Origin of the sequence: Nostoc sp. FACHB-110, from assembly GCF_014697425.1 — a bacterium.
GTDB lineage: Bacteria > Cyanobacteriota > Cyanobacteriia > Cyanobacteriales > Nostocaceae > Nostoc_B.
Window position 1 is genome coordinate 93,242 of sequence record NZ_JACJRU010000011.1, and the last position, 21,027, is coordinate 114,268.

A 21,027-nucleotide genomic window follows, 5' to 3' on the forward strand; every position below is an offset into this window, starting at 1 on the left:
AAGTTAACACCCGATAATAACATACGTAAATTTTTTCTCTGAATAATGCTGGAAATTTTGTAGTTGAAACCGATGCAGTGCAAGCAGCAACAGATACGGGTTGAGAATTAATTGTGTGGCTGATTTTTGAATTATTGGCTTTCCAATGTTCGTAGCACAACTTATAACCTGGTTTTGAAACTAACTGCTTGCACCCTGGAACTGTACAAGTCTCCATAATTTAAAATTTCAATCAAGCGGATACCCAGACGATAACATCTGCAATAGGTATCAACCCCCGAATTAACACTGGAATGGAAATCAGACCAATAAAAAAGCGCCCCCTTTCAGGAGACGCTTTTTTATTTAGCTAAACTTCAAGAATTAGCCGTTGATAGCAGGTGCGCTGATTGCAACAGGAGCAACTTCACCAGCAGCTAAGTCTAAGGGGAAGTTGTGAGCGTTACGCTCGTGCATTACTTCCATACCCAAGTTAGCGCGGTTGATGATGTCAGCCCAGGTGTTGATGACGCGACCTTGAGAATCAATCACTGATTGGTTGAAGTTGAAACCGTTCAAGTTGAACGCCATTGTGCTGATGCCCAACGCGGTGAACCAGATGCCTACTACTGGCCAAGCAGCCAAGAAGAAGTGCAAGGAACGGCTGTTGTTGAAAGAAGCGTATTGGAAAATCAAGCGACCGAAGTAACCGTGTGCTGCTACGATGTTGTAGGTTTCTTCTTCTTGACCGAACTTGTAACCGTAGTTTTGAGATTCGGTTTCGGTTGTTTCACGAACCAAGGAGGAAGTTACCAAAGAACCGTGCATTGCGGAGAACAAGGAACCGCCGAATACACCAGCCACACCTAACATGTGGAAGGGGTGCATTAGAATGTTGTGTTCTGCTTGGAACACGATCATGAAGTTGAATGTTCCGGAGATACCCAAAGGCATACCATCAGAGAAGGAACCTTGACCGATGGGGTAGATCAAGAATACTGCGGTAGCAGATGCCAAAGGCGCAGAGTAAGCTACGCAGATCCAAGGACGCATACCCAAGCGGTAAGACAATTCCCACTGACGACCCATGTAGCAAGCACAGCCGATCAAGAAGTGGAAAATTACCAACTGGTATGGGCCACCGTTGTACAACCACTCATCTAAGGAAGCAGCTTCCCAGATGGGGTAGAAGTGCAAACCGATAGCGTTGGAAGAAGGCACAACTGCACCAGAGATGATGTTGTTGCCGTAGATTAAGGAACCTGCTACAGGTTCACGGATACCATCGATGTCTACTGGAGGTGCAGCGATGAATGCGATTACGAAGCAGGTGGTTGCAGCTAGCAAGGTAGGAATCATCAATACACCGAACCAACCGACATAAATCCGGTTTTCAGTGCTGGTGATCCAGTTGCAGAACCGCTCCCATACGTTTGCGCTGCTGCGCTGTTGTAAGGTTGTGGTCATTGTTTTATGAGTGCAATGTTTCGTTAAATATTAGACAGACAAATTTTTTGTTGCCTGCTTTTCATAAGTCTACATGAATTTACTTTATTGCAATGTTTTACTTAATATTCTGTAACAATTTTTGGGAATTAACTCACTCAAATATAAACTTTTGTTTGGTATCTCTAGAGGTATAAGATAGCTAAAGCCTTGATTAATAATGCTTTTATTGTTTAACATCAAATTTTAAATGAATAAGATTGTTTTTATTCTGAACAAAAATTTTTCATCAGCAATTAATTTGTAATTTATCTGATATTTACATAAGTTGATTTTTGTTCATAAAAGTATGTAAATACTTCTCATAAAAATATCTGGTAAGCATCATAAATCCATAACAGGACTTACGCACAAAGATTATCTGTGAAGATTGGGTGTCAGGGTGAAAGGGTATGGGGTGTAAGGATTTTGAATCAGTAAACCCCTGAACCCCTACACCCTTGCCAAAACCCTTGATTTTTCGTTTTGATGCGTAAGTCCTACATAATTGATCAAGGTTTTCAAAGATAGCTATCGCCAAGGTTGTGAGGACATACACTAAAAGGTTGTTTTAAAAGTCTAATTTATTACTTGTCTTGGCGATTAGAAATCGCGGCTACATAGGCAAGTTTTAAAAATCAAAGTATATGTAAGGTAAGCCACCTTCGGGAGCTAATAACCAAACAATGTAGAAGCATAATGGCACGAATACAAGCTTAATTGGCCAGTTTAACTCTAGTTTTAATCTACCGTTTACAGCGTAAACCAGAGCCATGAAAGCTGCTAAAATCGACAATATCCAAGTTAACTGGTAGGGACTAATAGTTAGAGCTTCTACGTATACTTTTTGTGCAAATTGAGCATCAGCATTATGTCCCCAAAGGCGTTGAATGACTAAAGAAGAGTCTTGGAGATTAGGTAAGCGAAACCAAATCCAAGAAGTAAAAACCATGAACTGAGTTATTAGCCAAGCTACAACTATTCCAATAGGATTTTGCCAGAAGTGAGCGAGTTGTTCATGGCGATCGCTTAAATCATCTACCAGGCGATGAACTGCTAAAGCAATACCGTGCAGAATACCCCAAATAAAAAAGCCCCAAGCAGAACCGTGCCAAATACCTGCAATCACCATCACAATAAATAAATTCCAGCAGGTACGCATCAAACCACGACGAGAACCGCCCAAAGGAAAGTAAACGTAATTACGTAACCAATCACCCAAAGTCATGTGCCAACGTCGCCAGAAATCTGCAATGCTGGTACTAAAATAAGGAAAGTCAAAATTCTCTGGTAAAACCAACCCAAAGAGCAAAGCTGTACCCCGGGCAATATCTACATAGCCGTTAAAATCTAAATATAATTGCAAACCATAGGCAAAAGTTGCTAACCAAAGGTCGCCGCTACCTGCACGTTGCAAATTACCAAAGCATAAATCAACAAAAATACCTAAATTATCAGCCAAAAGCCCTTTTTTTACAGCACCTCTAGCAATTAACCACAAAGCCTCTGTGACTCTCTCGGCTGTGGGAAATTCTAGGTTGTTGAGTTGAGTTGCAAAATTGTGGTAGCGCGTAATTGGCCCAGAAATCAATTTAGCAAAGAAAAGTTTATAAGTAGCAAACCTGAGAAAGTTATTAGTTGCTGGTGCGCCACGATAGACATCTATTAAATAAGCAATACACTCAAATGTAAAAAAAGAAATCCCTAAAGGTGCAATTAATTTAAAAGCTGTTTCTGAAGAATTTGTTTCTACAGGAAAAAGAGAATTAAATATGACGGCAAAATACTTAAACCCTAATAGTAAGACTACATTGATGAGAATACCAATGCACAACAATTTTAAGCGGCGACTATTCCAATCGGCTTGAGCATATTGCCACTCTTCATTAGAAATTCGCCAATCAATATTATGCTCGCCAGGAGAAGTATTTTTGCCAATTTCTCTACCTAAACGAAAGTTAATAAAAGTCAGTGCTAATAATAAAGGTATATATTGAATACTCCAAGAAGCATAAAAAGCACAACTGGCAATAAGTAAATTCCATAAACGCCATTTCTGCTCGGCTATTGCCCAGTAAAATCCTAATATACTCAGTAAAAATATTGCGTAAGTAATTGATATAAAGCTCATACTTTAGTTATTGGTCAATAGTAATTGATTATTTATTATTGCTAGTCTAACTAGGTTATTTTACTCCTAAAACATTCAGCAATTAGCACTTATTTAGTTGGCCAAGAAATCATCGGATCAATCGCTAGTTTTCGAGAAACTTCGTATGCACCAAAGCGGTTAAGATGGCTCGGGTCGGAAAAATAGTCATTGGTTCTAGTCCAAATTTGGCTAAAATCTCGATAAATAAAGTTAGGATTAGTGGCTAACCTAAGCATATATTGTTGAAATTCTTGCTCGGATTTTTTGCGGACTGGATCTAAATATTCTCCAGTTAGAGGCATATTAATAAATACCAAGGGAATTTGCCGCGATTGGGTAAACCGTAAAACTTCTTGAAAAGCTAAATCTTGCTTGCCTTCGATATTAAAATCTTTGTAGTCGTTGTCATAGTTGCCTGTAACTCGCGGATGTTTTTGATAATATCTAGCTGGATTAAACCTGATAGATAAAGGCAAGAATCCATCAAAGTCAACTGCTTGGAGTGCTGTTTCTTCTTCTAAATTATCTGAGGTAGTTTCAGATGTTTTTTCATCTTTAGCTGCATTACTCACGAATGGTAAATTATCTAATTGTTTGTGGAGTAAAGTTTTGATGTGGTTACGATTGGGGTAACTACTGGAAAAGATAGCCAGAAAATTATTTAGACCATTATTGATAGTTTGATAAGTATTAAGTTCTTCTGATTGTTTTTCTATTTTTGGCTGCTTTTGTGTTTTAGCAGATTCTTGTTCAAGGGCAGCAGTTTGTACATTTTCCATAACTTTTTTGTAGCCAGGAGAGGCGGCGATCGCATTAAAAGTTATGTCTTCGCGTCCACTATTAAAAGCACGAGAACCATCAGCCCAAAGAATCAATTTTGGTAGTTCTGAAGGCTCAAGTAGTTGGCGAATAATAAAATCTACTACTTGTGATGTGGCTCCATTAATCCCAAAGTTAAATACATCAATATTGGGATAACCTTGTTTTGCTAGAGCCTTTGATAATTCGGCTGGATCTACACCGCGCAAAGCTCTAGAAGAGCCAATAATTAATACATCTGGTGGATGTCCTTGAGTATTTAAGCGCTGTTTATATAAAGCTAATTGTTCGTCTAATTGTCTAGCATTGAAACTCGGCATTTGCGATCGCGCTGCTAATAAAATTGCGGCGGCTGTGGCTTTTTGCTTTAATGGTGCAGCTGTTAAAGTTTTTGGTTCATCACCACTATCAATAAACCCAGAAGCATTAAAAATCGAATTTTTCTGGTGGGCTAATTTTTCTCCAGAGGCACTGTTTAATAATTCAGTTCTCTGAGTTTGTTTGACTTCTCTAGTTACAGGTGCTGGTTCATCAGGTGTAGGCTTTACACTAACTACCTGGGTTGCACTGGGTAGAGTCCGTGACACAATTTGCCCGAGTATCCAATCAGTTTGCAAAGTGAGCAATAGCCCCAATGTTCCCCAAACTAAAGCTACTTTTAAACCGCCTTGCAAGTCTGGCTCGACGGAAGTTGACTGACCTGTTTCTGTAAATATCTGTGTGCCTAAAAGTACATTTTTAACTGTAGTCGTAGCACTAGCAACCCAATCTCGCGCTACTTCTGCGACAAAATTCTGCACTTCCTCAGAAGTCAAATCAGCCCGGAAAATGGGTTCTTGGTCATCTTTAACTAACAGTTCGCCCACATATTGCGAAGTCGCCGCAAACTCTGGGGTAGCTTCGGGAACTAAACGCTGGCGTTGGACAAAATCTACACCATGATGCCAAGCTGGTTCTTTGTTACCAGCACGACGACCATAAACACGGATGCCGGCGACACCAGATAATTTTAATTGCCGCATAAATTGGGTGACTTTGGTCGCCACTTGCTTGCGCGCAGGGCAAACTGGTGCATCACACATAATGTGCAGTAAGTCACCTTTATGTAACAAGATGACGCGAATTCCTCCGGTTTTCAGCCGCCATTCTAAATCAGTATTGAGTAAGCGTTCTAGTAAGAAATGAATGGCTGGTTCATCACCTTCTATGGCTAACTCTAAGGCGGAAGTCGCCAGGGCTGGATGTTGGGCTGCGGGTAAAGATAGCCAATCAATCCACGCTGGTTGCTTTTGAGCAGTTCTTTGCCCGTAAATCGTAGCACCAAGAATCCCTTGCGGCGCGATCGCTTCTAGGTGTGATGCGATAATTTCTAGACATTGGGTTTTATCTGGTGCGGCTGCATCTTCTAAAGGGTCAAAAGCTGGAGAGCAAAAAATATGTAAAGTTGATTCTTTGAGCGATGCTTGGACAGTGACTTTAAACTCTAACAATACATCGGTTAGCAGTCTGGCGATCGCTTGCACATCCCCCCACCGCGCCCATTCTTTGAGCATTACTTCGGGGGGCGTTAAATCTATCCGCAGTAGCCAATCATAGCTAGTTTCCCCACTTACCTGGGAAGCAATGATAGCATCTTGATAGCCAGGAAGTTTTAAATGTCTGAGTTTCTGCGCTATTGGTTCAGCTAGCAGTGAAGGGTCAGGACTATAGGCAGATTGACAAACAATCCACAACCGATTGGATGAAACTTGATTTTTGCCTTGGGGTTGGTACGGCTTAACTTTAACTTGTACGGCTACGCCCAAAGAACTAAGCGTTTCACTCAAATAATGAGCGATCGCTTGCACATCACCACGACGCGCTAAACTTTCATTAGATATAATTAACGCTCCGCCTGGCTTGGCGGCTTCCGCGTCTTTTAAAGCTTGCTCTACCTGTTCTAAATGTTTATCTAATTGATTGAGATGTACACGGTGACACCATTGAGGACGATTATCGCCCTTTTTCCGCCCATAGACCAATACTTGGTATATTGAGGGTTGTTCTTGACTTGTTAAGACATCTAAATCTGTTTGCTGTAGTGCGTGAAGTAAATCAGAGAGAGTGCGCCAGCGTGAAGGACACTCGGTTGCTTCACAAAGGATGTGTAAGTCATTTCCCCGCAACCGGACTTTCACCCCTAAAGTGTTAATCCCTGTTGCTTGGCTTACCCATTGCACTAAGGTTTGCTGGCTATCTGGTAATACTGTTTTCATGGGCAGTTAACTTTACAGGAAGCGAGTATTTGGGGGTATTGCCTGCGCTTGTAAACTAGAACCATAGGTTTATCATATTTTGCTGTTTTTTTTTAACACTTTTGTTACCTTCTGTGCTTGCAAAATAGGCCAAGATAGTCTTATATCGTTGCAAGTCTTACAGATGTTTATTTCTGCGTTTCGTTTTATTCGTTTGCCCACAACCTAAAAATTAGCAATGCCTTCTATTACCTCCCAATCTTCAACCAACCCTGGATTAAATCTGGTTCTGTTTAGCATTCCCCAATCTCTCCTGTTAGAAATAGGTACAGCGTCTATACTACTGCTGCTCACCTCTCAAAAGGCCACTGTAAAAGCCCTAGAATCTATAGGGCAAGCTAGTGAAGAATTATTTCGCGGCGATCGCCTGCCTATTCTTCCCTTCCCTGACGATGAATTAACAAATAAAAGCTAAAACTTATACTTTAAAAATTAAAACGTTCATAGAAAACAATGAGCGTAATTCACAAAGTTCAAAAATGTAAACAGTAATTGGCTTTACAAGAGAAGCAAATATGAGTACGCTTTTATACTCTGTGTCCCACGCTGCGAATTATTATCCAGCATCAGAATTATTCTTACGTCGTCGTCTCCAAATAGTTGAAGAATTATGGGAGAACGTATTGCGGCAAGAATGCGGTCAGAAAATGGTCGATTTGTTGCGCCAATTGCGAGATTTGTGTTCGCCGGAAGGACAAGCCACAAACGACCAAGCAGCATCAGCAGTAAAATTGATTGAACAACTGAATATTAATGAAGCTATTCGCGCGGCGCGTGCTTTCGCGCTGTATTTTCAGTTAATCAACATCATAGAGCAAGAATACGAGCAAAAACAGCAATTAACTCGCTATTCGGAAGTCGAAACAGAAGTCACAACTGTAGAAATAGTTTCGGAAACGAGTTACTCTTCTAACGACAAAGAAGATGATGCATTCGTCAACAAAGGCATAGGGACGGATGTATTGGCTAAAAGTTGGGTTAGCAAAATGCACAACAAGCAAAAAGGGACATTTGCGACCCTGTTTCCTTATTTATATGACTTGAATGTGCCACCCCAACAAATTCAACGCCTGATTTCGCAGCTAGATGTGCGCTTGGTATTTACCGCCCACCCCACAGAAATTGTGCGTCACACTATCCGCGACAAACAACGGCAAGTCGTCAATTTGCTGCAAAATATAGATGCAGCCGAAAACCGTGCAGGTGCTTATCCTTGGGAGTCGGCTGAGTTACGTGAAAAGTTACTCGAAGAAATTCGCCTGTGGTGGCGGACTGATGAACTGCATCAATTTAAACCCACAGTTTTAGATGAAGTAGATTATGCTTTGCACTACTTCCAAGAAGTATTATTTGATGGCATTCCACAACTGCATAAACGCTTCAAATATGCTTTGAGTAAAACTTTTGGCTGGTTAGAACCGCCACGCAAGAATTTTTGCTCTTTTGGTTCTTGGGTAGGTTCTGATAGAGATGGCAACCCATCAGTTACGCCCGAAATCACTTGGAAGACAGCTTGTTATCAGCGTAAAATGGTGCTAGAACGCTATATTCAATCAGTGAAGACGCTGATTGAGTTATTAAGCATTTCTATGCACTGGAGTGATGTACTGCCAGATTTATTGGAATCCCTGGAATTAGATCAGTCTCAGTTAAGTGAAATATATGATGCGTTGGCTTTGCGTTATCGCCAAGAACCGTATCGACTAAAGTTGTCTTATATCTTGAGGCGGTTGGAAAATACCCGCGATCGCAATTTAGCATTATATAAGCGCGAAACACCCACCAACGAAAATGCCCCAATGTATCGTTCTGGTGAGGAGTTTTTAACTGAATTAAGGCTAATTCAGCGCAATTTAAGCGAAACTGGCTTAAGTTGTCGGGAACTAGATAATTTAATTTCTCAAGTCGAAATCTTTGACTTTCACTTGACCCAGTTAGATATTCGCCAAGAATCAACCCGCCACTCTGATGCGCTGAACGAGATTTTAGAATATCTGCAAGTATTACCCCAAGCGTATAACGACCTGAGCGAAGAACAGCGCGTTGCTTGGTTAACCTCAGAATTGCAAACCCGCCGACCATTAATTCCGGCGGAACTGCCATTTTCTGAGAAAACCAACGATGTGATTGAAACTTTTAGAATTTTGCGATCGCTGCAACAAGAGTTTGGCGTAAATATCTGCCAAACTTATATTATTAGTATGTGTCGTCAAGTCAGCGACGTACTAGAAGTTTTACTCTTAGCCAAAGAAGCCAGATTATTTGACCCAGCAGTTGCAGTTGGGTCAATTCAAGTTGTGCCGTTATTTGAAACGGTAGAAGACTTGCAACGTTCTCGCAGCATCATGCGGGAGTTGTTTGAACTACCGTTATATCGGGCTTTGTTAGCTGGCGGTTACGAAATTATTCAGCAAAGAGATCCTCAGTACACAGCACTTAATCCCGACTTACAAGAAGTCATGTTGGGATATTCCGACAGCAACAAAGATTCTGGGTTCTTAAGTAGCAACTGGGAAATTCACAAAGCCCAAAAATCACTGCAAAAAATCGCCGAAGAATATGGCGTGAACTTACGGATTTTCCACGGTCGTGGTGGTTCTGTGGGACGCGGTGGTGGCCCTGCTTACGAAGCGATTTTAGCACAACCAGGCCACAGTATTAACGGGCGAATTAAGATTACCGAACAAGGCGAAGTATTAGCTTCTAAGTATTCTTTGGTGGATTTGGCGTTATATAACTTAGAAACCGTCACCACCGCCGTCATTCAAGCTAGCCTATTGCGAACAGGGTTTGATGATATCGAACCGTGGAACGAAATTATGGAAGAAATAGCAGCGCGATCGCGGCAACATTATCGTGCTTTAATTTACGAACAACCAGATTTTATCGACTTCTTCCATCAAGTCACCCCCATCGAAGAAATCAGTCAATTGCAAATTAGTTCCCGTCCTGCGCGCCGACCTTCTGGTAAAAAAGACTTAAGCAGTTTGCGGGCCATTCCTTGGGTATTTAGCTGGACACAAACCCGATTTTTACTACCTTCTTGGTACGGTGTGGGGACAGCCTTGCAAGAATTCTTGGATGAAGAACCAGAAGAACACTTGAAATTACTACGCTACTTTTATTTGAAGTGGCCGTTCTTCAAAATGGTGATTTCCAAAGCCGAAATGACCTTAGCTAAAGTAGACATCCAAATGGCACAACATTACGTGCAGGAATTGTCCAACCCCGAAGACAAAGAAAGATTTGAGAAAGTTTTCGAGCAAATTGCTAGCGAATACTATCTCACCAAAGATTTTGTCTTAAAAATCACTGGTCATAATCGACTATTAGATGGCGACCCTGTATTGCAACGTTCAGTGCAGTTACGCAATGGGACAATTGTACCTTTAGGCTTTATTCAAGTTTCTCTACTCAAACGCCTACGCCAAGCCAAAAACACCACCGCCACCTCTGGCGTAATTGACTCTCGTTTCAGCAAAGGCGAGTTACTCCGAGGCGCACTGTTAACAATTAATGGTATTGCGGCGGGGATGCGAAATACAGGTTGATCTGCACTTTGTTCTGACTTTTCACGTTATGTGGAAAAGTCAGAGGGTGTGGGGTGTGGGGTGTAGGGTGTAGTAAGACTTTCTTCTTTTCCCACTCAGCCACACCCAACACCTACCCCCTGTTTTTGACTATTGACTAATGACCAAAAACAAAATTTTCATCTGTACTTTTATTGCCTTAGCGTCAGGGTTTTTTGGTAGCTCCATTGGTGGACAAATCACCCTAATGCTGCACAGCCAAAAATGCCAAAATCAGCCTTGGGGTTTCAAAGAAATGTGTCATGCTTGGGTAGCACCTGGGGCTATGTGGCAAGGTAGCACCAGAGGACTTTGGACAGGTACAATTTTAGGGGCATTTGTTGGTGGCTTGATTACACGCCAGCCTTAACTTCGCGTACCTTTGCGCTTACCGCCCTTTTCCTTGGCGTTGGAACCAGAATAGGCACAGCAAACTGGTAAAATCTACGCAAAGCAAACAAAGAGCAAACAGCCATGACTGCCGAAACCAATCAAGTAAATTCTTCAACCACAGGTGCAGATGCCATTGATGAAGCGATCGCTAAAGGGATAGATTTTGATGGTACTCCTATTCCTAGTGCCAAGCTAGACCTTTATCATCAAGTCATGGGCTTAGAAGCAAATAGACAGCGTAGTGGTGTTTCAAATACAATGCGATCGCGGATTGTGAGAATCGGTGCTAAACACATTCCGCAAGCAGATTTAGATCAAAAGCTGATAGAAGCAGGTTTCGCGCCTCTCAAAGAAAAAGAAATTGCTTTTTTCTACGGTGGTAAATAGTACCGAATAAAACAAAACCCGCCATAACATTTGCTGTCCACACTGCATCCCCCACAGTATTTACTAACACCCATTTTCTCCAAAAGCTCCAGTCGATTGGGCGGGGATGAGTTGGTGCTGAAGTCGCTACTTTTGGTTGGGGTGTATTTATTGGCTGAGTTGGTGCAACTCCAGGCGGGTTTGTTTTCCTAACAACGTTTGGCGGATTCAAAGCACAATTCACTAGATCACTTTACCAGCCATTACCGATCTGTACTCGCGCTTGACTACTGTAGCCCCGCGTTCTGTCACCAGGGTAGAGCCACAAAAGACGTGTTGTGTTGTCCCTAGCTACAATATCCTGACGACCATCACCATCCCAGTCCGCTAACCCAGCGAAGGTGTATGTGTTCCAGCCATTACCGATTTGTACTCGCGCTTGACTACTGTAGCCCCGCTTTCTGTCACCAGGGTAGAGCCATAACAGACCTGTTGTATTGTCCCTAGCCACAATATCCTGACGGCCATCACCATCCCAGTCCGCTAACCCAGCGAAGGTGTATGTGTTCCAGCCATTACCGATTTGTACTCGCGCTTGACTACTGTAGCCCCGCGTCCTGTCACCAGGGTAGAGCCATAACAGACCTGTTGTATTGTCCCTAGCCACAATATCCTGACGACCATCGCCATCCCAGTCCGCTAACCCAGCGAAGGTGTATCCGACTTGTTGAGCGTGAAGGGATTTGATCAAGGAAGAAATGATCAAAGCAACACATAATGTTACTCCTGAAACAGAAAGTAAAGTTTGTCTCAACATATTTAATAGAGCCAGTTGGTTCAATAATTGCTAATACTTAATACTTAAGTTTAGTCTCTTTTTTTTACACAAGAAGTATAATAAACTTCTCAATTATTAATAATATTAAGTTTTGTAATATTTTCTCTAGTGCTTCGTAGGTAGTATCAGGATAACGGCTTGGTTACAGGCGCGAATTAATTAAATGTATCAAATGCTTAGAGAGCTACGCTTTTCAGTATTTATATGTAATACAACGCTCGTTTTTGCTCATCATGGTTTCCACCTATTTCAAAGTTCGCACCGTTAATACCTGCGGCGGTGTAGAATCAGGCGGATAAATTACATCTACTTTGACATTCCGTTGGCTTGCAGGTGGTAGAACAAACTGCACTAACGGTTCTAACACCTGACCAGTTCTATGCCATAAATGCACATACCGAGTTTTCTGTTGTCCTTGGTCATCAACATATCGCAGTCGCACTGTACCCCGGAAAAATGGAAAGTCAAGAGATGGTTGACGCAGACGGATACCACCTTTAGATAACTTGTCCTCTTTTAAAGGAGTTTCTAGAGTTAGGGTAACTTTTTGAGTTTGGTTTGTATGATTCTTTAACGGCAGATTGAGATTATATTCCACGCCATAATTACCGTGGGCTTCGTAGGCGGTATCAGGATAGCGCACTAGCATTTTAGCCGTTTGGATTTGTGCTGTACCTAATCGACCACCGCGCAGAGTATCTACAGCAAAAGAAATACCTTGACCAGGTTCTGGAATAGTTAAATACTGAGCCTGAGGATTATCTACTAAATTAGCTTGCCATTGGGAACCTTGAGAAACACCAGCTACACGTCCATAAATTAGGGAACCACCTGTAGCATTTGGTGGAGTCGGGGTTTTATCCCTAGGCCCAGCAAAGCCGCCATTATTTAATAAAGATTGCCATTCTGTGAGGGTAGGCGCGCGATCGGAACTATCTGGATTTTTCTTAGCAAACATCGCCATACTAGCTGCGTAAACTTTACCACTACTTCGCAAGCGCAGAAAGCTAGAACGACCATTTACTGGCTTTGCCAGATTTCGCACCGGAATTGGATGATTGAGTAGCATCCGATTTCCGCCTGGAGGGATGACTAATTTAGCAGGAAAATCTGCTTGACGCACGCCCCGCAGGACATCACTTACAGCCCTTGCGCCTGGGCCAGAATAAACTTTGCCATCATTATTTTCTAAGTAAGCCGGCAAGGTGACAAATGGTGCATCTTGCATCAAGTAACTGGCTGCTTGCAACACATCTACCGTTACAGGCTGTTTATTAGGGTTATGCAGAATTACACCGACGTAGAGGGTTTGTAAATCTTTGGGAGTGTGGGTGTAATGATGGGCAAATAAATCAAAGCGTCCTTGGAAAGGAAAATTGAGGTGTGCGGCTGGGACTTTTTTACCGTTAGCAGGAAAGGTAGACAGTAAAATCCCCTCATTTTTCACCCATTCTGGACTGTTGCTATTAAACACAGGAATTGTATCTAATTTGCCAGGTAAGGCACGTACTTCTCCTGGTTGCACAATTTCTTGCGGTGTTGGTTGTGGTGAAGTTTGGGCAATAACTGTGGAGTTAGTTGGGAAAGTATTGCAGCCAATTGTTTGAGTTATAGCAAATCCAAATAGAAATAAAGATACAGGTAATGCTAGTTGATTTAACATAAATAGGTCAGTAAACAAGTATGAAGTTGAAAGTTTTGGAGTTAGCTTTGAGAGCAATTGAGAATAGATGCTTTATTTCCTCTATGCTGGAGTTGCCAAATAGGTTTTACTAACTACACTGCCAGTGCCATAAATTCACAAAAATTTTGATAGCGATCGCTAATATAACCTCACTCAAAATTGAAATTGCAGAGTTCAAGCTACAATAATCTCAGTAATATTGCTGATATAGCCTGCTTTTAGTGGTGCGATCGCTATTTTTAGAAAAATCAACAGGAGTTTTGCCCGTAGGATATGGTTGAGACTATTGATTTAACAAATTGCGACAAAGAGCCTATTCATATCCCCGGTTTGGTTCAACCGCACGGAGCTTTGTTGGTTTTACAAGCTCATAACCTAGAAATTATTCAAGTCAGCAGTAACACCCTCAAAGTCATTGGTCATCAACCACAAGACCTACTAGGCAAGTTGCTCTCAGAATTACTCGATAAAAAACAAATTCAAAAAATTCAGCAATGTTTAACAGAGGACTTTGAATATGTTAATCCCCTCAATTTATCTATTAAGCATTTAAAAAAATCTATTGATTTCGATGGAATTGTCCATCGTTTAGATTCAGTGATTATTTTGGAACTGGAGCCAAAAAATACCAAAAAAAATCCAGATTTTTTAGATTTTTATCATCAGGTAAAAGGCACAATTATCCGCATTCAAAAAGCACCAACGCTGCTGGATATGTGCCAGATTGTAGTCAAAGAAGTACGACGCATTACTGGCTTTGAGCGCGTGATGGTGTATCGATTTGATCCACAAGGGGCAGGTTGCGTTATCGCTGAAGATACCGACCAAGAAATACCTTACCTAGATTTACATTACCCACCTTCTGATATTCCCAAACAAGCCCGACATCTTTATACACTTAACTGGTTGCGCTTAATTCCTGATGCTAATTATCAACCTGTCGCTTTAATTCCCGAGCATAATCCCTTAACTAATCAGCCTCTGGATTTGAGTTTGTCAGTGTTGCGGAGTGTTTCGCCCATACACTTGGAGTATCTCAAAAATATGGGCGTGACAGCTTCAATGTCCATTTCTCTCATCCAAAATCACCAGCTTTGGGGATTAATTGCTTGCCATCATTCTGCACCGAAATATATTCCTTATAGCATCCGCACTGCGTGTGAGTTTATTGGTCAGGTAGTATCAGTAGAACTAGCAAATAAAGAAGCTAGTGAAGACATTGACTACAAAATGCAGTTGAAGATTTTACAAACTCAGTTTGTGGAGGCTTTGTCTCAGTCTCAGTTTTTTCTCGATGGCATAGTGCAAGTCAAATCCCAATTACTAAATCTTGTAGATGCGACTGGGGCAGTAATTTGTAGCCGTAATCAATGTATCCAAGTAGGCGAAACACCTTCAGAAGCAGAGGTTCATGCTTTACTCGAGTGGATTAAACCCCATTTACATCAAAGTTTATTTGCCACCAACTGCCTCAGTAAAAATTATGCCACAGCCGAATCCTTCAAAGCGATCGCTAGTGGAGTTTTAGCCCTGGAAATTTCCCGCGTGCATCACAACTATATTGTCTGGTTTCGCCCAGAAATCATCCAAACAGTCAATTGGGGCGGCAACCCCAATAAACCTGTCGAAGTTTTAGCAGATGGGAGCCAGAAACTTTCACCGCGTAAATCCTTTGATTTGTGGCAAGAAACAGTGCGCGGCTGTGCTTTAGCTTGGAAAGCTTGTGAAATTGCCGCAGTCGCCGAACTCAGAAGCTTAATTGTTGGCATTGTGTTGCGCCAAGCCGACGAATTAGCCTCGATGAATTATGAACTGCAACGCAGCAACGAAGAACTCGATTCTTTTGCTTATATTGCTTCCCACGACTTAAAGGAACCGCTACGCGGCATTCATAACTACGCCAACTTTTTGATGGAAGACTACGCCGATATCTTAAATGAGGATGGTACAGCGAAGTTGCAAACCTTAGTACGATTGACGCAGCGCATGGAAGACTTGATTAATTCTCTGCTGCATTTCTCGCGCTTGGGACGCGCCGAACTCATCCGTCAAAGGGTGAATTTGGATGAGTTAGTTCAGCAAGTAATTAACACCTTGACGATTTCTCGACCACACAGTGAAATTGAATTTCGTGTGCCGCGGACTTTGCCAAGTATAGAGTGCGATCTCGCCCAGGTGACGGAATTGTTTACCAACTTGATTAGTAATGCCATTAAATACAACGATAAAGCTCAAAAATGGATTGAAATTGGCTATATTGACCCGCAGGAGTTAGATGCTACATCCTCAACCACCGCAATGAGTTTTTATATTCGTGATAACGGCATTGGGATTATGGAAAAGCATCTAGACAAAATCTTTCAAATTTTTCGTCGCTTACATGGAAGAGAAGAGTTTGGTGGTGGCACAGGGGTAGGATTAACCATTGCTCGGAAAATTGTAGAACGACACGGTGGCAGAATTTGGGTAGAATCTATCCCCAATCAAGGTAGTACATTTTACTTCACTTTATCTGTGCCAGACATTGCTTGACCAAATTTGAGAGATGTGATTTCTCTCCCACCTCTAGGGGTGCAGTAGTGCCAAGTACAGGCTAGATTTAAATCTGCTTAAAACCAATATCAAAGAAGTATTGCGCCAGATCAGACAGGATGATAATCTAAAAACCATTCCGGCTACAGCATTGACTAGATCCAAAAACCTAAAAAATCTTGAAAATTGCTACAGACTTAGATTAAGTAGCTACGCATTATCAAACCAAGAAATTTTGAGCCAATAAAACAAGATACGCTAACGCTCATACAGTAAGGGGTTGAAGTGACAGCACTTCTGGATCATCTGGAGTATTAATCATGGTAGGAACTGAGCGTAAAATCTTAATTATCGATGATTCTCCAGAAGACCGGGAACTCTATCGACGCTATTTATTGCGAGATGGTGATTATTCCTACAAGTTTTTAGAAGCATCGCAGGGCAAGCAAGGTATCAAACTCTTCCAGCAGCACCAGCCTGATGCGATATTGCTGGATTATCGCTTGCCTGATTTAGATGGGCTGGAATTGTTAAGTCAGTTAAAATCTTTGTTGGCACAGCCTTACTTACCTGCAATTATGGTGACAGGACAAGGTAATGAAGCGATCGCAGTTCAAGCGATGAAAGCTGGGGCGCAAGATTATCTTGTCAAAGAACAAATTACGCCCGAAGGTTTGCAACTAGCAGTCCAAGGCGCGATTGAAAATGTCGAGTTACGTAACCAACTACAGCAACGCATTGAACGAGAGCGTGTAGTCTCGCAAATTACCCAAAAAATCTATCAATCTTCAGATTTGTCAGAAATTTTGCAAACTACAGTCACCGAAGTTAGGCAGTTTCTCCAGACAGATCGGGTGTTAATTTTCCGCTTGCAATCAAACGGTTGGGGTATAGTAAAAACCGAATCAGTTGGTGCTGAATGGACGCCGCTGTTATCTACTTCGCTGTATGATCCTTGTCTGAATGAAAACTATATCGAATATTTTTGTCAGGGATTCATAAAAGTTAAATCAGATATTTACGATGGCAGTATTGATGCCTGCCACGTAGAATTATTGGCTAAGTTGCAAGTGCGCGCCAATTTAGTTGTGCCGATTCTGCAAGATGGGCAATTGTGGGGAATGTTAATTGCTCATCATTGTCGAGATACTCGCCAGTGGCAACCTTTAGAAATTGAGTTGCTGCAAGAATTAGCCACAGGTTTAGGTATTGCCCTACGCCAGGCAGAACTTTATCAGCAAGCACAATATGAATTATCTGAGCGCAGACAAGTAGAAGCAGAACTGCGCGAAAATGAACAAAGACTGCAAATGGCACTGCAAGCTTCGCGGATGGGAACATGGGATTGGAATATCCAAACAGGTGTGATTTCTTGGTCTGATAACCTGGAAGCTTTATTTGGATTGCAACCAGGAGAGTTTGACGGCTCTTTGGAGATGTTCAAACAATTATTACATCCTGAAGATAGCGATCGCGTCCAAGCAGCCATTGATCGAGCTATTACTACAGGCGAAGACTATAAAATTGAGTTTCGGGTGGTTTATCCTCACGGTAAAATTCGCTGGGCATTAAGCCAAGGAAAAGTATTCTACGACCAAAACAATCAACCAATCAGGATGGCAGGTAGTGATATAGATATCACAGAAACCAAAAAGTCAGCCGAAGCTTTGCGCGAGAGCGAGTTAAGATTTCGTCAAATTGCGGAAAATATTGATGCTGTTTTTTGGATTAAAGATGTTGCGGAAAATCGTGTCAGCTATGTTAGCCCCGCTTATGAACGCTTGTGGGACTTAAATTGCCAGGATTTGTATGCTGATCAAAATAACTGGTTTAATTTCATTCACCCAGAAGACCGAGAATCGATTAATAGAGCGTTTCAAGAAAAAGCGATCGCTGATCAATTTGATGAAGAATATCGGATTATCTTGCCTGATGGCAGCATTCGTTGGGTAAGAGACCGCTGCTTTGGGATTAAAGATGAAACAGGCAATACTTATCGCTTTACAGGCATTGCGGAAGATATTACTGCCAGAAAACAGCGCGAACTGAACAAGCAGTTTCTTACCCAACTTGATTTGCGCTTGCGACATCTGCAAGATGCTCAAACAATGATGCAAGAAACTGTCCGTAGCTTAGGGCAATACCTAGATGTGAACCGCTGCACATTGGGCAGAGTTAATTTACAGCAAGGTCTTTATATTCCAGAACAAGTATGGTCTCGCAATTTTGATCATCTTGCGCAAACTCAAAAACTATCAGATTTTGCAACTGCCGAACTGCAAGCTACCTTTGCCAGCAATCAAGCAGTTGTTGTCAATGAAATCACCACCGATCCGCGCACAGTTACTGTTGCCCAAAATTACCGCTTGTTGCAAATTTCTGCCTTTGTAGCTATTCCCTGTATTGATCAAGGAAAATTAGCCGCAGTTTTAACTGTTTCTACTCCCACATCAAGAGTTTGGAGTGTTAATGAAGTCACACTCTTACAAGAAGCAGTGGTACGTATCTGGTCGCTCATCGAGCAAACAAAAGTCACCCAAGCCTTGCGTGAAAGTGAAGAACGCTTCCGCACCTCTGTAGAAAACATCTTAGATTGTTTGGGCATTTACTCAGCAATCAGAAATGAGCAAGGGCAAATCATTGATTTTCGCACTGAATACGTTAACCATGCTGCTTGTGTCAATAATCAATTGACTTATGAACAGCAAATAGGGCGGGGTTTATGTGAGTTGCTTCCAGGACATCGGGAAAGTGGTTTATTTGATGAATACTGTCAGGTAGTCGAAACAGGAAAGTCCCTAGTCAAGGAAAATCTTATTTACACAGATGAGTATGGGCAACAAAGGTTAACTAAAGCATTTGATATCCGTGTCGCTAAATTTGGTGATGGCTTTGTTGCTACGTGGCGAGATATTACCAATCGCAAACAAACTGAAGATGCCTTGCGTAATAACGAACAACTTTTAAGATTAGCCTTGGCAGGAGCGCAAGCTGGCTCATGGGATTGGGATATTCAAACAGGCAAGGTGTTTTGGTCTTGGGAAAACTTTGCTCTGCATGGAATTGAGCCAGTCAATCATCCCCTAGAGTATGAAGATTGGTGTCAAGGCCTGCATCCAGATGATCTCGAACAAGCAAAGACAGATGTATCTCAAGTTGTTGAGCAAAGACAGCTAGAATACCGGAGTGAATTTCGCATTGTTCACCCGCAACGCGGCATTCGCTGGTTGTTGGCTCTTGGTCGCCTGATTATCAATGAGCAAGGCGAGCCGATGCGGTTGAGTGGGATTAACCTCGATATTACTGAGCGCAAACAAGCAGAAAAATCCCTCCAAGAAAGTGAAGAACGCTTCCGCAACCTAGCAGACAATATGTCACAATTTGCTTGGATGGCAGATGAACATGGCAATATCTTTTGGTATAACCAGCGCTGGTTTGATTACACAGGGACAACTTTAGAAGAAATGCAAGGATGGGGCTGGCAAAAAGTCCACCATCCTGACCATTTTGATCGGGTAGTGAGACATATTCGCCACTGCTTTGAAACAGGACAGTCGTGGGAAGATACCTTTCCCCTACGGGGACATGATGGGCAGTACCGTTGGTTTCTTTCGCGTGCTATTCCTATCTACGACCACCAGGGGAAAATATTGCGTTGGTTCGGCACTAATACTGACATTACTGAACAAAAACAAGCAGAGCAAGAACGTAATCGCCTGTTAGAACAAGAGCAAATAGCTAGGGCAGAAGCTGAACGTGCTAACCGCATTAAAGATGAGTTTTTAGCAATTCTGTCTCACGAATTGCGATCGCCACTTAACCCGATTTTAGGTTGGGCAAAGCTGATGCAAAGCCGGAAATTCGATCCAGCTAAAACAGCTGAAGCATTAGCAACTATTGAGCGTAACGCCAATTTACAATGTCAACTAATTGATGATTTGCTGGATGTCGCTAAGATTTTGCGCGGCAAACTCAATATGGATGTGGCTTCTGTCAATTTAGTGTTTGTCATTGAGGCTGCACTGGATACGGTAAAAACAGCCGCCTTTGCGAAATCGATTGTGTTAAATTCGGTCTTAGCCCAAGTAGGACAAGTATCTGGCGACTCGGCACGACTCCAGCAAATTCTGTGGAATTTACTATCTAATGCCATTAAATTTACACCCCCAGGCGGAAGAGTAGATATTATTTTACAGCGAGTTGACAATCAAGCCCAGATTCAAATCAGTGATACAGGCAAAGGTATTAATCCTGATTTTCTGCCACATATATTTGAGTCATTTCGCCAAGAAGATGCTTCCACCACCCGCAAGTATGGTGGTTTAGGGTTGGGATTAGCCATTGTGCGCTATTTAGTGGAAGCCCACGGAGGCACAATTCAAGCTGATAGTCAAGGAGAAGGCCAAGGAGCCACTTTTACAGTTAAGCTTCCTTTGTTAGATGATGAGTTACTGAAAAATCACCCTGACGAATTACTAGCGCAAGAAATAGATTTGACAGGCGTGAAGGTTTTAGTGGTTGATGATGAAATTGATGCGCGGGAATTGGTAATAGCAGTACTGGAACAATATGGTGCAGAAGTTTTAGCGGTTACTTCAGCAGCAGAAGTTTTAGCTTCTCTTGAATGGTTTCAACCCCAGGTCTTAATTAGTGACATTGGTATGCCAGAGATGGATGGCTATACACTCTTGCAAAGAATACGTTCTCTACCAGATGCACAAGGTGGACAGATAGGCGCGATCGCTCTTTCGGCTTATGCCAGAATGGAAGACCAACAGCGATCGCTAGCAGCCGGATTTCAACACCATATTTGCAAACCGCTTGATTTAGATAAGTTAGTGCAAACAGTCTTTGAACTAGCTCAACAGAATTAAATAGCACTTCAATTCTTTTTTGCGGGTTTTGCTAAAATTATT

Annotated in this window: 11 protein-coding genes; 6 read left to right on the forward strand and 5 right to left on the reverse strand. The window is 42.0% G+C overall.

Going from position 1 to position 21,027, the window contains the following annotated elements; translation table 11 throughout:
* Window positions 1-363 precede the first annotated feature (363 nt).
* From psbA to H6G69_RS13185, 3 genes are all read right to left on the reverse strand, one after another.
* Window positions 364-1,446 (reverse strand): photosystem II q(b) protein, encoded by a 1,083-nt coding sequence (gene psbA, locus H6G69_RS13175; protein WP_190687206.1) that lies wholly within the window; start codon window positions 1,444-1,446, stop codon window positions 364-366.
* Window positions 1,447-2,095: 649 nt separating this feature from the next.
* Complete coding sequence (locus H6G69_RS13180) at window positions 2,096-3,595, reverse strand: MBOAT family protein (RefSeq protein ID WP_190687209.1); 1,500 nt, start codon at window positions 3,593-3,595, stop codon at window positions 2,096-2,098.
* Window positions 3,596-3,684: 89 nt separating this feature from the next.
* Window positions 3,685-6,690 (reverse strand): DUF1574 family protein, encoded by a 3,006-nt coding sequence (locus H6G69_RS13185; protein ID WP_190687212.1) that lies wholly within the window; start codon window positions 6,688-6,690, stop codon window positions 3,685-3,687.
* Between the two features lie 217 nt (window positions 6,691-6,907).
* On the opposite strand from H6G69_RS13185, the gene H6G69_RS13190 reads away from it, so the two are divergent.
* The 4 genes from H6G69_RS13190 to H6G69_RS13205 all read left to right on the forward strand — a co-directional run bounded on the left by H6G69_RS13190 (window position 6,908) and on the right by H6G69_RS13205 (window position 11,078).
* Window positions 6,908-7,144: a hypothetical protein gene (locus H6G69_RS13190; protein ID WP_190687215.1), complete on the forward strand. Its 237-nt coding sequence runs from the start codon at window positions 6,908-6,910 to the stop codon at window positions 7,142-7,144.
* A gap of 100 nt (window positions 7,145-7,244) precedes the next feature.
* The gene (gene ppc / locus H6G69_RS13195; RefSeq protein WP_190687218.1) at window positions 7,245-10,280 is read left to right on the forward strand and encodes a phosphoenolpyruvate carboxylase; all 3,036 of its coding nucleotides are present in this window, start codon (window positions 7,245-7,247) and stop codon (window positions 10,278-10,280) included.
* A 139-nt stretch (window positions 10,281-10,419) separates the two neighbouring features.
* Entirely contained in the window at window positions 10,420-10,668 is a 249-nt protein-coding gene (locus H6G69_RS13200) for a hypothetical protein (RefSeq protein ID WP_190687220.1), read from the forward strand.
* A 104-nt stretch (window positions 10,669-10,772) separates the two neighbouring features.
* Window positions 10,773-11,078: a DUF4090 family protein gene (locus H6G69_RS13205; protein WP_190687223.1), complete on the forward strand. Its 306-nt coding sequence runs from the start codon at window positions 10,773-10,775 to the stop codon at window positions 11,076-11,078.
* Between the two features lie 232 nt (window positions 11,079-11,310).
* On the opposite strand, the gene H6G69_RS13210 is transcribed toward H6G69_RS13205, so the two are convergent.
* Window positions 11,311-11,874: a VCBS repeat-containing protein gene (locus H6G69_RS13210; RefSeq protein WP_190687225.1), complete on the reverse strand. Its 564-nt coding sequence runs from the start codon at window positions 11,872-11,874 to the stop codon at window positions 11,311-11,313.
* Window positions 11,875-12,139: 265 nt separating this feature from the next.
* Window positions 12,140-13,558, reverse strand: a complete 1,419-nt coding sequence (locus tag H6G69_RS13215; RefSeq protein ID WP_190687227.1) for a DUF3370 domain-containing protein — start codon at window positions 13,556-13,558, stop codon at window positions 12,140-12,142.
* A gap of 294 nt (window positions 13,559-13,852) precedes the next feature.
* Between H6G69_RS13215 and H6G69_RS13220 the strand changes: the two genes are divergently transcribed.
* Complete coding sequence (locus H6G69_RS13220) at window positions 13,853-16,111, forward strand: ATP-binding protein (RefSeq protein WP_190687236.1); 2,259 nt, start codon at window positions 13,853-13,855, stop codon at window positions 16,109-16,111.
* A gap of 320 nt (window positions 16,112-16,431) precedes the next feature.
* The gene (locus tag H6G69_RS33890) at window positions 16,432-20,985 is read left to right on the forward strand and encodes a PAS domain-containing protein (protein ID WP_190687250.1); all 4,554 of its coding nucleotides are present in this window, start codon (window positions 16,432-16,434) and stop codon (window positions 20,983-20,985) included.
* Window positions 20,986-21,027: the final 42 nt, after the last annotated feature.